Here is a 13,260-nt window from a genome sequence, read left to right on the forward strand (position 1 = left end):
CAATCTCCAAGATTTCTACGAGGCTCAACGTCTGCGGAAATGTCCGCCGCCACCGCCGTGGAAGCCGCCACCGCCGCCGCGGGAGCCGCTAAATTCACGGCCCCCGCCGCCGCCGATCTGCCGTCCGCCGCCGAACTGTCCGATGTCGCGGCGTCCGTAGCTGCGCGAGAGGTCGCGCTGGTTGCCGAGGTGGCGGGCGACGCGGTCGAGGCCGAGATTGTCCGGAGCCTGTTCGCGGACCTGCTGGCGAGGAGCAGCGTTCTGACCGTTCTGCACGCGGTTCTGGACACGGTCCTTGGCTGCGGGATTTTTCTCCACCCGGTCCTGGATGTTCTGCGCACGCTCGGGAGCATTCTGGCGGATGCGGTCGGCGGCTTCCGCATGCTTGGAAGCAAACTGCTCGCCGACGTTCTTCAAGCCTTCGGTCGAAGGACGATTGACAGGATCCCAGCCGTCGGGCGTGTGCTTCTGCCATTCGCCGTTCTCGCGGCGATAGACGTTGCCGTCGTGCCCCGCATAGATGTCGCCACCCTTGCCGCCGGCGATGAAGCCGCGGTCGCCCGAGGAGCTGTGCCAGTGGAGGCCGGCGGCGTTGCCCGTCGAACCGCCGCTGACGCGGGCGAACTCGCCGCCGTGCTTGACGGCAGCCGTGCCCCACGACCCATAGACGTTGGTGCCGCCGCGCGCCGCGACGGCGTTTCCGGTACGTGGATTGAACGCGGCGACGAAGCCACGCGAACCCGCCGGGCCGGAGACGGCGCCGCCTCTGACGTAGGTGCCGGTGCGAGGATTGTAGGCCGCCCCGCCGGCGATGCCACGATAGGGACCGTAGGCGTAGCCGTAGCGGCCGAAGGTGCCGAAGGCAGGATTGTAGAAGGCACCGACGCCGTAGGTGACGGGCCTGGGATAATAGGGCCAGTAACCGCCCGCCCAGCCGAAGTCCCACCAGGGACGGTAGGCCCATCCGGTTCCCCAGACGAGGGCGTCCCATGCGAGGTAGACCCCGAGATACCCCGCGGTATAGCCGTACCAGACGGCGTCAGGCTCCGTGTCGTAGACCCTGACATAGGTGACGTTGTAGACGGGAGAGGAGGCCGGGATTTTGTAGACTTCGTCCGGAACGGCTTTCGCCACTTCAAAGGGTCCGATCGGCGTGTCGCCGACGAACCAGACCCCATCCTTCAGCACGAAGTACTTCTCGCCGACCTTGATCACCTGTTCGTTCGAGTTCACCGCATAGGAGAGACTGGTGCCGTCGATTGTCTCGAACTTCGGATCGCCGCTGTAGGCGACGTCGACCTTGACGGTTCCGTCGGTCGCGACGCGGGCCATCTGAGGGATGCTCGCCTTCAGGCGCGCCTCGGCGCTTTCCGACGTTCCCGGCACCGACGCCCGAACCGCGTAGTAGGGCGCATCCTGCGGAATGTTCTGGAAGTCGGCAGGCAGGTTCGGCGTCGCAAACGTCCAGGGCCCGTCGAGCGACGGCGCCGAGAACCAGCGACCCGAAAGCAGCACGTACCATGTCGTGTCGAACGGGCGATAGAAGACGTCGCTGGTCGTGTTCGAGGCCCATTCCAGTCCCGTGCCGGGCACCTTCTGCAGTGCGGGCTTTCCTTCGAACAAGAGGAGTTCGGCCGGCACGTCCGAATAGAAGACCCTGGGGACGCCGCTTTCACCGAACTGCATCGCGGGCAGGGCGGCCTTCACGTCCTTCCAGGCGTCGTCGTCGGGCAGGCTGGATATCTCGGGTGGCAGCGCATCTGATTCCGTCCATTCGCTGTCAAGGCTCGACGCCGTCAGCCAGTTCTTCTCGCTCCTGAGATAAAATGCCTTGTCGGCATCGGTCTGGAAAATGTCCCAGTTGGTGTTGACGACGAAGGAGAGGCCCTGCACGCCCTTGACCGGAGAGAGAACCGCCTTGCCGTCGGTCTGCACGAGAATGGCGGAGGTTTCACTCGTGAAGATCGGCGGAGGATCAGCCTTGAGCCCCGAGATATCGTTCAGCCGCTTGTAATCGGCGAGGCTCGCCGCAAGGCGGTCCTGCGAGACCATTATGGGATCCGTCGGCATGATCCTGCCAACGCCGAGCGCCAGTTTCGAAAGCTGCTCCTTGTCAAGCGTCGAGAAGTACACCGCGGTCGTCTGGAAGTCTGTCAGAGCAATGTTGTCGGTCTCGTCATCGGCAACTGTCTTCGCTGTGACGCCGATCACGCCATAGACCGGCTGCGAGTCCTTCGAGAGCTTCAGTTCCGCTGCGATCAGCGCGTCGAGCTTGGTGAAGTTCGGCCAGTCGATCACCTGCGGCTGAAATAGAGTGAGCGTCGCCCCGCTATCCGCCGTGAACGTCTTCGGCCAGGTCGGGGTTTCGGCTGAAACCTGGCTGAGATAGCGCCCGCTGACGAAGCCGTTTTCGCCCCCGAAATCAACCGCGCACCATGCGCCGCTCGCGTCGCATTCCTTGAGGTCGACCTGCGCGCCTTCCGGAACGTTTCCGACCGCCGCGAACCCCGTGCCCGGTCCCGAACGCAGATTGACGGCCGCGGTCATGACCGCGGGATCGGCCAGTACGTTGCCTGCGAGAAAGGTGGAAGCGACTGAGAGGACAAGCAGCTTGCGCATCATGGCGGCCCTTCGACGTCATCGCCCGCGATCTGCGGACCGGTCGAAGGAATGCCATCGGAGCCTTTCGGACAAGAATGTTACTGTTACATTGCACCGTTGCTGGCGAGTTCCGGCATTTTCAGGCCGGCTTCCAGAATGCCTGCGCGCAGCGCGTCTCTGAGATTGCTGTCGTAGCGCGCTCCGGAGAACATTGCTGTGACCGTCCGCTCGAGATCGGGATGCTGCAAACGGGCTGCGGCTATCTCCTGCTGCGTCACCGGCCGGTCGCCGAGGCGAGCGATCGCGGCAAGCTTCAAAACCGTCGTCGGCGCGTCCGGTGCCGGAACCTGCCGTGCGAGGAACACGGCTTGCGCGTAACGTTCCTGGCGATAGTCGTTGAGGATCATGACGAAGCTTGCATCGCGTATGGGCTGCCCGGCGATCTCCGTCGCCTGTCTGGCAAGCTGCACGCCCTCGTCCCAGTGTCCTGTGAGGAACACGACCATGGAAAGCTTGGCGAGCAGGTCAGCGTTTTCAGGGTTTAGCGCGACGCCACGGCGGCCGGCCGCTATCGAGATCTCGTTCTGTCCGAGCTGATACTGCACGCCTAATTGCGCCAGCGCCGCTCTTGGCGAGGAAGGCGAGAGGGTGGCTGCCCGGTTGGCCAGTTCCAGGCCACGGCCGAAATAGCTGTCGTCGCCGGTCGCGCGGCCGATCCAGACATAGACGCGCGCAAGCGTGGCCATTGCGTCGGCATCCGTGGGATCCGAGGCGATCGTGGCCGCCAGGCACGAGCGGGCGGCCTCCAGGCCGGCGGCGTCGCGTTGCTCGACTGCGAACTCGCCTCGGAGGACACACACGTTGCCGATCGTTGATGAGGGCAGGTTGCGCCTAAGCTCGATCGTATTGATGATTCCGGCCGGTCTTGCCAGCCTTCGGGAGACTGCGAAGACCAGGTCGCGCATCGCCTCCTCGCGTGATCCTGCTGCGACCGGACGTCGCTCCTCGTCGGTCCAGACGGCCTCGCCATTGGCGGCGTCGGAAACCTGCCACCACAGTGAGACCGAACTTTCATTCTCGGCGTAACGCATGTTGATTTCGTAGAGACTCTGCTCCATCGCATCGCTAGGCACTCTCGAGCCGGAGGCACCGGACTTCAGACGGACGGTGCCAAAACGTGCGAGCGACACGGCGAGGTCTTCCATGACCGCTTCGCCGGCCGCCTTGTCGTTTTGCGAGGCGTTTATCGACAGCGCGACGAAGGGCTTCTGCGTGTTCAGATGCGCCGCGCTGGCGGCTAAATATGCAAGGCTCCCCGTCAAGCTGACGGCGGCGAGGGCTGCTCCTCCCATGATGGCGTGACGCCAGTTTCTGCCCTCGGGCCGCGAAGCAGCTTGAGTCGGCTCCTCCGTCGGCAGGCCGACGTCCTCAAGTTCGCCGTCCTCCTCGGGGCAGGGCGGGTTATCGCGTTCGACGAACACGGGGACGTAGCGCCCGCGCGGGATGTCGAGGCGGGCACCCGGCTCGTCGGCAAGCTGCGCGTAGTATTTTTGAAGGGATTCCCGCAGACGGGTGGCCTCGATGCGGACGATCGGATCCGAGGAGGGATCGAATGAAGCTGGCCGTTTGAAGACGTCGATCGCTATCGAATAGGCCTTGATGGTGTCGCTCCGGCCTTCGAACCGGGCGTCGACGATGTACCGCAAGAAAGCTCGGTGGCGGTCGGATACGTGAAGCCGTGGATCGGCCAGCAGCCGCTCCGCTTCCGAACGCGCCTCCTCCTCGGAAACTGCGCATGCCCCACTGCTCACGCCGTTCGCTGCCATTCCGCACCTCGCGCCCGTCCGTCCATAAGCAGTGGAGAATGTATGCTGGCGTATTTCCTGTTGCAACCATAAAGCGGCAAATGCGGAGAATTTAAAATCGTGATCGCGCTGTCCGTGTGCGGCATCGAGCTACCACGTCCGATTCCAAGGCCCGACACAAGTTGCGGTACTCGTCGATCAGTTCGTCCTCGCCGTCTCTCGGGGACGTCAGGAGACGGTCAAGCGTGGCCGTCGCGTCCTCGTAGGCCTCGCATAGAGCCTCGAACGAAGCGTCGTTTGGCCAGAGAAGTTGAAGCTCGCCACGCAGAGACGGAAGTCTCAGCATCAGCTTCAGCAATCCGCGATGGGCTGCATCTCTGGGAGTGTCCATGGCGAGCAGGCGATCCTTTCGAGCAGGAGGCGTGCGAGGAGCGCGGATACGCATCGGCCATTCTCGCCTGGGCCAATCGAAAAAAGCGAGATTGTTACAGTTACATTCGATGTCGCCGGGACGGGGCATCGCCTTGTTACTGTAACAATCTGTGCACCCGAAACCTTTCGTGCTGGATTGCCTTCACCGAAACGGGAGATCCTTCGTGCAATTGAATTTCACTCGAATCCTGGCAGTCCTGATGCTGGCGGTCGCCGCACCCGCGGTCGCGCAGGAGGCGCATGACACAGTCAACGAGGCGAACAACCCACTGACCCCGAAGATCACCATCAACTTCCATGACTACTACATCCCAAGCTTCATCGACACGCCCGGAGATCCGGAGGCGAACCAGTTCCTGCTCAGGGGCCTCATTCCGTCGGACATGTTCGGACTGCCGCAGCTTTTTCGCTTTACACTCCCGATCGCGACATCCCCCGATGTTCCAAGCGGATATGTCACGGGGCTCGGTGACCTCACCCTGATGGATCTCTTCATCCTGCCGAAGCAGGGCGACGTCACTCTCGGAATTGGGCCGTTGCTGGTCGTGCCGACGGCGACCGACGAATCCCTTGGAAGCGGCAAGTGGCAGATCGGCGCGGCCGGCGTCGTCGTCGCTCCGCAAAGCTGGGGTCTGCTCGGGGGTCTCGTTACCTATCAGACTTCGTTCGCGGGCGTCGAGGACCGCGAGGACGTCAACCTGCTGACCGTCCAGCCGATCCTCAATATAAACCTGTCGGACGGCTGGTACCTGCGGTCCTCCGCGACATGGAACTTCAACCTCGAGAGCGGCAACTCGTACATCCCGGTGGGCGCAGGCGTCGGCAAGGTCTTCCAACTCGACAAGGGCGTGACGATGAACGCCTTCGTCGAGCCCCAGTACACCGTCTGGCACGACGGAGCCGGTGCGCCGCGCTGGCAGATCTTCGCTGGAGTGAATTTCCAGTTTCCGGTCGGTCGCTGATGGTCGCCGCAGAAAGGTAAGATACGCGAGCGTACGCACATTCTCGCGAGCGATTGGTGTCGCGCACCGTCTAGCGCCGCCATCTTGGAGGACGATTTCCAGCCGCCGACTTCTTCCTGGCAACCGTCCAGTTGCTGATCAGCAGAAAATCCGGAGAGACAGATGAACCGATATGCCCGAATCCAAGCAGTAGTGATGTCATCGTTGCTTTCAGCGGCGACTGCCGCAGCCAATCAGTCGGCACCGCAGTTCAAAGCCGAAGTTCCGGCAAGCATCCAGACGCCGAGCACTGTCCAGACCCGAATCGGCACGCTCAATTTTGCCGACGGTCTCCCCGATCAGGCTGCAGTGCAGAAGGTATACGACAACATCGACTTTTCGAGGGGCGTCGAAGCGTTCCTATCAGGAATGCCGGCCGCGTCCGTCTATGCGATGTGCGAGGGGCTCGCTGACGCGGGCGCCGTGAAGAACAAGGGCATTGGCATCACGGAGAACCTCCTGGACGCGCGCTCGTTGTTTCTGACCGCCAACACCACCACCGTTTACGTTTTCTTCTGCGTAGATCTGTCGAACGGTCCCGTGGTTGCACAAGTCCCGCCGGGCGTTCTCGGACCGGTGGACGATGCCTTTTTCCGCTATGTCACGGACGTCGGCATCATCGGCCCCGACAAGGGCAAGGGAGGAAAGTATCTGTTCGTGCCGCCGGGGTACTCGGGCGGACTGCCCGCGGACGGCTACTTCGTCACGAAGTCTTCGACCAACACGAACCTCGTCCTCTACCGGGCCTTCGTAAAGGACGGCGACATCGCGGCAGCGGTCAAGGGCGTCAAGGATCATGCCAGAATCTACCCGTTGTCTGAGGCGACGCCCGCGCCGGAAACCACGTTCGTCAACCTCTCTGGCAAGCAGCTCAACACGATCCATGCCAACGACTTTCACTTCTACGAGGAGCTCTACAACGTCGTTCAGAGCGAGCCCGCCGATGCATTCGATCCAGAGATCGTCGGGCTGTTCGCTTCGATCGGCATCAAGAAAGGACAGCAGTTCGCACCCGACGCCCGCATGAAGACGATCCTGACGGACGCCGTTGCAGTCGGCAACGCGACCGCCCGCTCGATGGTGTTCGCACCCCGCGAACCCCGCGCGAAGTTCTACCCCGACCGCCAGTGGAACAACGGCTTCATCGGCAACAGCTACCAGTTCCTGAACGAGGGCGAACGCATGCTTGACGCCCGTACGATGTTCCATTACGCGGCGACCGGGATCACTCCGGCGATGGCGGACGCGAAACCGGGGACCGGCTCGGCCTACGCATTCGCCGTCAGGGACGGGGCCGGGGAGTATCTCGACGGAGGCAAGACCTACAAGATCACTTTGCCGTCGCCGATACCGGCCGGGCAGTTCTGGTCGTTCACGGTGTACGACAACCAGACGCGCTCGATGCTGGAGACAGACCAGAAGCTCGCGGGCATCGACAGCAATCAGCCGGACATCAAGAAGAACGAGGACGGGTCGGTGACGATCTGGTTCTCTCCCAACGCCCCCGAAGGCCATCAGACGAACTGGGTGCAGACCATGCCCGGCAAGGGATGGAACACGATCCTGCGGCTCTACGCGCCGTTGGAACCGTGGTTCGACAAAAGCTGGAAGCCCGGAGACTTTGAAAAGGTTCAGTAGGAACGAATTTCCGACCTCGGCAACCGCGGAAATCTACCGTTCGTGCGAGGGAACACAGCGAATTGGAGAGATACATGCACACGACACCTCTTGCCATCGCCGCCGCAACCGCAATCACGGCCCTCGTCGCCTCTTCCACGGCGCCATCGGCGGCCGAGCAGGTCACCATCGACAACTTTGTCCGTGCCGAAAGCGATCTGTATTTCGGCAATGTCGCAAAGGACGGAGGCTTCGGGAAGTTCTTTCATCGCCGCGAGCCGGCGACAATCGAAAACCAGACCATCATAAGACTGAACCGCGACACGCTCTATTCGGGCGCGGTTTTCGATCTCGATGCGGGGCCGGTTACGATCACGCTGCCAGAGGCCGGAAAGCGCTTCATGTCGCTGCTGGCCATCAACGAGGACCACTATGTCACGACCGTGTCGTATGGTGGCACCTCGACCTTCACCAAGGAGACAGCGGGCACGCGTTACTTGGTGATCGCCATCCGGACGTTCGTCGATCCTTCCAATCCGAAGGACGTGGAACAGGTCCACGTGCTGCAGGACGCCATCAAGGTCGACCAGCCCGGCGGACCCGGCAAGTTCGAGACCCCCGACTGGGACGCCGCCAGTCAAAAGAAAGTGCGCGACGCCCTCCTAATCCTCGCTACGACCATGTCAGACTTCAACAAGTCCTTCGGGTCGAAGGAAAGTGTCGACCCCATACGTCATCTCGTCTCCAGCGCTGCGGCGTGGGGTGGGAACCCAGACAAGGACGCCACTTATCTGAACGTCACCCCTGAGAAAAACGACGGCAAGACGATCTACAAGCTCGACGTCAGGGACGTTCCCGTCGATGGATTCTGGTCGATCAGTCTCTATAATTCAAAAGGCTACTTCGAGAAAAACCCATACGGGGCTTATTCGCTGAACGATGTCACCGCGCGGAAGAACGCCGATGGTTCGATCAACGTTCAATTTGGTGGTTGCGATGGGAAAATTCCAAACTGCCTCCCGATCATGGCCGGTTGGAATTACACGGTGCGACTGTATCGGCCGCGGGATTCCATCCTGAACGGCCAGTGGAGTTTTCCCGATCTCACGGCTTTGAACTGATCTCATGTTGACAGCGCTGGTGGAGCACGGTCAGGGAGTTTTCTCTCCTCGATGTCTACGCCGTCCGATCGAATTCAGGCTGCCGTAGAAAGTTGCGCCGCCGACCGGGGCGGACATCCTCCCATCTCGGTCTTCCGGAACAGGGCGTTTAAGCCTCCGACACGCTGTTCGGGGAGAACGACTGCGGCCGCACAGCAGGACTGCAGACGCGCTGAAAACCGATCCGTGCGGTCGCTGGCGATCCTGGTTTCAGGATGAGAAGCTGCCGACACCTCGAACTGGCTTCGCGCCGGAAGGACGAGTACCTCACCCTTAGGATGCCCGGCCCTGAAAGAGAGGTGTTCGCCAGGGTGCATCAATTCCAGCAGTAAGGGCGGCCGATCGCAACAGGCGGATTCCGCCTTTCTTGCTGGCGGTCGCCAACCGCGGCCGGATGGCTGATGTAGCCTGAGTTGTTACTGTTACATGCCTCCCTCCCTGCGTGCCGATTGGCAAGCTTTGCGCGAATCATGGGAGGGGAGCAGCGATGCGCATTTACCGATGGTTGTCGGCGTCGGTCGGGCGCCACGTCGGACTGGCGACACTATTTGCGGGGATGGCGTTGTTCCTCGACGCCTACGGCGCCGCCGCGCAGACGTGCGCGGCCGGACCGGTCTTCGTCGACGGAACCTCCTGCACCGTGACGGCGGGCTCCAGCATCACGGTATCGCAGGCGGCCGTGCCGGGGCTGGACGCCCGAAATGCTGGTGCGACCATTACCGCCCAAGGTATAACGGTGCAGCTCGGTCCCGGTGTCGTACCGAGGACCTTCGTCGGCGCGCAGGCGTTGTCCGGAGCTGCCGTCGAGCTGAGCGGCAGTACCATCATCACGTCTCAGGCAGGGACGGGCCAAAGAGGCGTGATTTCCGACGGTTTCGGAAGCAACATCAGCGCCACCGGCTTGACGATCACGCTCGGAACCGGGGCGACGACGGTCAACGACAATCTTGCCGTGCTCGCACAGAACGGTGGCATGGCGAACTTCACGAACTCCGCCATTTCGACGAGGGGCGCAGCCAACGGCATCGCGAACCATGCCGTCACCGCGACGGGATCAGGAAGCACCGTCACGCTCACGGGCGGCACGGTCTCGACCGCCTCCCGTGGCTCCTTTGGCGTCCAGGCGGCGGACGGTGGACGTGTCGTGATCGGCGGCGGCACGCAGGTAACGACAACGGGCGTGCAGGATCTAACTACGACGCCCGTCACCGGCAGCCATGCGCTCATCGCGACCGGATCGGGCAGCCGGATCGACGGTGCAAATGTCACGCTCGGCACGTCGGGCCTGTTTGCAAGTGCCGCCCGCGCCGAGAATGGGGGCGTCGTCGCACTTACGGGCGCGACCATCAACACCAGCAGCAATTCGCAGGCCGACAGCGATCCTTCGTCCGCCACCCGAGTCCTATCGGGCGGGAGCCTCCGTCTGACGAACAGCACGGTGGACACCACGGGGCAGAGGGGGAACGGTCTCTCCGTTCAGGACGCGGGTTCGACGGCCACTGTGACAGGCACGGCCATATCGGTCTCCGGAACCCGCGCGAACGCTGCCTTCGTGTTCGACGGCGGGGAAGCCTCGTTTTCCGACAGCAGCCTGTTTTCAGCGAACTCGACAGCGGTCAATGTCCAGGGAGCAGGGTCTTCCATCGACCTCACGGACAGCAATGTCAGGAGTGGTGGTGCGATTGGATATGGTCTTCGTGTCGGAGATGGCGGAACGGTGACGATGACGGGAGGATCCTCGACGACGACGGGGCGGGACGCTCCCGCGCTTGCGGCCGGAAACGCCACGGTCGTCGCCAACAACGTGACCTTCTCGACTGCCGGGCCGGACAACGCGATGGGTGTCCTTGCCGACCTAGGGGGCAACATAACCCTGAACGGCGGTTCGATCGTTACGACTGGAGACTCCGTGCGCCTGAGCGCCTACCCACATGGCATTGCAGCCCGCAATCCAGGAGGGATCGTGAGAGCCAACGGAACTTCCGTACGGACTGAAGGCCTGACCGCCATGGGAGTGGTCGCAGACGATGGCGGAGTCATCTTGTTGGACCGCAACTCGATCACCACCCTTGGGACGACGAGCATTGGCCTCTATTCCACGGTCGAGCAGTCGGGGCCACAGTTTCCAGCAGGCATCGTCGGCGAGCGCCTCGTCGTCGAGACCTTCGGAACGGGGGCGCACGGGGCGATGGCGGTCGAGCACTTTCTTCCTGCCGATTCGACCATCTTGCTCGACGACTCGCTGCTCACCACCCATGGAGACCTCGCCTCCGGTCTCCGATCGATCATGTCGGCCAGCATCGACGCTCGCAATTCGGTCATTCTGACCCAAGGCGACCGGTCGTCTGGACTGCACTCGAGAGACAACGGCAGCGAGATCAACCTTATCGACACCACTGTGACTACCGAGGGTACGGCGTCGCACGGGGCTCTCGCCGAGGGTGGCGGGCTTGTGAACGGGTTGCGGACCTCGGTGGAGGCGAAAGGGAGTGACTCCTACGCGCTATATGTCGCCGGAGCCGCGGGCTTTGTCTCCGAGGCCCGGTTCGACGCGAGCCGGCTGAGCAACGCCGACGGCCCGGCGATCGCGATAGGCGGGGAGGGCGTCGTCTCGCTGACCGGCTCCGTCGTTTCGTCGAGCGGGCAGTGGCTAAGCGTCGGGACGATCGCCGATTTCCAGCCCCTGACCGTGCCCGACGCTGGTCTCGGGGGCGTAACCGACCCGGAAGGACTGGAAACTTCCCCGGTGTTCACCCCCCCGGCGGCCCTGCCGGTGGTGCCCGGCCTCGCCAACGTGACGCTGTCTCGCTCCGTAGTGACGGGCGCAGCGTTCACAGCGCCGGGAAGCGTATCCAATCTTGTTCTTGAGGACGACAGCCTCTGGAACATGACGGGCAGCTCAAACCTCACGACGCTGCTGAACGACCCTAGTCTGATCCAATTCTCCGCCCCGACGGGCGATCCCACGCTGCTCGCCAGCTACATGACGCTGACTGTCGTCGATTACGTCGGCGAGGATGGCAACATCGGGTTGAACACCTATCTGGACACGGACGGTTCCCCGTCGGACCGCCTCGTCATCGACGGCGGATCGGCCACCGGTTCCAGTGGCCTCATCATCTCCAACACGACCGGCGGCGGAGCGTTGACGACGGGCAACGGCATTCTCGTCGTCGACGCGATCAACGGAGGCGTGACCGACCCGACGGCGTTTTATCTCGCCGCGCCCGCAGCCGCAGGGCCTTACGACTACCTGCTCTTCCGGAGCAGCGTCGACGGCTCAGGTTCGGAGAACTGGTATCTTCGTTCCGAGCTCGACGGCCCACCGGATCCAACGCCGATCTATCGCCCGGAAGTCTCGCTCTATGCGGCAATTCCATCCATGGCCGCGATTTACGGCAGACACATCATCGACACCCTTCATGAGCGCGTCGGCGAGGAGGAGCAGCTCAAGGGACGCACGGATATACGCGAGGACGAGAACTTCAACGGCGTCTGGCTGCGAGGCATCGGCCAGTGGGGTCATCGCGACGGCGACGCCAGAGGCGTCTACGACGGCGCGCCGGAGTTCGACTACAGGTTTGGTGCCATGCAGGGCGGAATGGATTTCTACCGCGAGGAGGAGGATGGGATCACCGACCACGCCGGCATGTATCTGGCGTACGGCCACGGTCGAATGGACGTCACGCAGAACCTGCTGACGACGGAGCGCGACGCGGGCGACAGCGACTTCAACGCCTTCTCGGTTGGGGGCTACTGGACGCGGTTCGGCGAGAACGGCTGGTATCTCGATGGCGTGCTCCAGGCAACCTGGTACGACGTGACGACGCATTCCAACCGGCCGACCCAGATCGGCTTCCCCGACCAGAGCATCGACGGTTTCGGTTTCGCCGCTTCTCTCGAAGGCGGATATCCCTTCGACCTGGGCGACGGCTGGCAGTTCGAGCCGCAGGCGCAGATCATATGGCAGACGATCCGGATGGACGACTTCAACGACGGCGCCGCCGACGTCCGCTACGACAATCTGAACTCGCTTGTCGGCCGGATCGGCGCTCGCGTTGCCCGGACATGGCAGGCGGAGGAGGCGACCGCGACGGACCCGGCCCGGCTGGCGACGGTCTGGGGCAGGGTCAATGTCTGGCATGAGTTTACGGCGAAAGCACAGACGGAAGTCTCTTCGTCCGATGGGTTCGTCCCGTTCTCGTCGAACCTCGACGAGACGTGGATCGAGCTCGGCCTCGGAGCGACCCGACAGGTGTCGAACAACACGTCCCTGTATGGGAACGTCAACTTCAGCACGTCCTTCGATGGAGACAACTACGCGTGGAACGGCAAGCTCGGGTTGAGGGTCAACTGGTAGAAGAGGGGCCTTTCATCGCTCCCGGAACTTCTCGAATCGACGTCCGTTTCCCGGTGATCGATATCATTAGGAGAAATGAAGATGGCAACCACTTCCCGAGGCCGTGCTCTGGATCGCGCGAAGGTCGCTGGCGGACAGGATCACGAGGTCCGCTACGAAGCGAAGAAGGAAGGCGTTTCAAAGGAAACGGTCAAGAAGGCCGTCAAGAGTGCTGGGAACTCTCGCAAGAAGGTCGAGGCGGAAATCAGCCGACACTGATCTCTGTTGACATCGATCATGGTGTT

The 13,260-nt window shown here is 62.6% G+C and carries 7 protein-coding genes; 5 read left to right on the forward strand and 2 right to left on the reverse strand.

Going from position 1 to position 13,260, the window contains the following annotated elements; genetic code table 11:
* Positions 1–24: 24 nt before the first annotated feature.
* Both BS629_RS20880 and BS629_RS20885 read right to left on the reverse strand, forming a co-directional pair.
* Positions 25–2,622, reverse strand: a complete 2,598-nt coding sequence (locus tag BS629_RS20880) for an SH3 domain-containing protein (protein WP_011651542.1) — start codon at positions 2,620–2,622, stop codon at positions 25–27.
* Between the two features lie 83 nt (positions 2,623–2,705).
* Positions 2,706–4,427 (reverse strand): tetratricopeptide repeat protein, encoded by a 1,722-nt coding sequence (locus BS629_RS20885; RefSeq protein ID WP_011651543.1) that lies wholly within the window; start codon positions 4,425–4,427, stop codon positions 2,706–2,708.
* Positions 4,428–5,038: 611 nt separating this feature from the next.
* On the opposite strand from BS629_RS20885, the gene BS629_RS20895 reads away from it, so the two are divergent.
* The 5 genes from BS629_RS20895 to BS629_RS20915 all read left to right on the forward strand — a co-directional run bounded on the left by BS629_RS20895 (position 5,039) and on the right by BS629_RS20915 (position 13,234).
* Positions 5,039–5,800 (forward strand): hypothetical protein, encoded by a 762-nt coding sequence (locus BS629_RS20895; RefSeq protein ID WP_049778369.1) that lies wholly within the window; start codon positions 5,039–5,041, stop codon positions 5,798–5,800.
* 162 nt (positions 5,801–5,962) lie between these two features.
* Positions 5,963–7,477, forward strand: a complete 1,515-nt coding sequence (locus BS629_RS20900) for a DUF1254 domain-containing protein (protein ID WP_011651546.1) — start codon at positions 5,963–5,965, stop codon at positions 7,475–7,477.
* Positions 7,478–7,551: 74 nt separating this feature from the next.
* Positions 7,552–8,577 carry a DUF1254 domain-containing protein gene (locus tag BS629_RS20905; RefSeq protein WP_183622070.1) on the forward strand — a complete coding sequence of 342 codons (1,026 nt, stop codon included), beginning with the start codon at positions 7,552–7,554 and terminating at the stop codon, positions 8,575–8,577.
* Between the two features lie 526 nt (positions 8,578–9,103).
* Positions 9,104–12,976, forward strand: coding sequence for an autotransporter outer membrane beta-barrel domain-containing protein (locus BS629_RS20910; protein ID WP_077988437.1), 3,873 nt, complete (start codon positions 9,104–9,106; stop codon positions 12,974–12,976).
* A gap of 81 nt (positions 12,977–13,057) precedes the next feature.
* Positions 13,058–13,234 (forward strand): DUF3606 domain-containing protein, encoded by a 177-nt coding sequence (locus tag BS629_RS20915; RefSeq protein ID WP_065420956.1) that lies wholly within the window; start codon positions 13,058–13,060, stop codon positions 13,232–13,234.
* The last annotated feature ends 26 nt before the right edge of the window (positions 13,235–13,260 follow it).

Origin of the sequence: Rhizobium leguminosarum bv. viciae USDA 2370 (genome assembly GCF_002008365.1) — a bacterium.
In the GTDB taxonomy this organism is placed as follows: domain Bacteria; phylum Pseudomonadota; class Alphaproteobacteria; order Rhizobiales; family Rhizobiaceae; genus Rhizobium; species Rhizobium leguminosarum.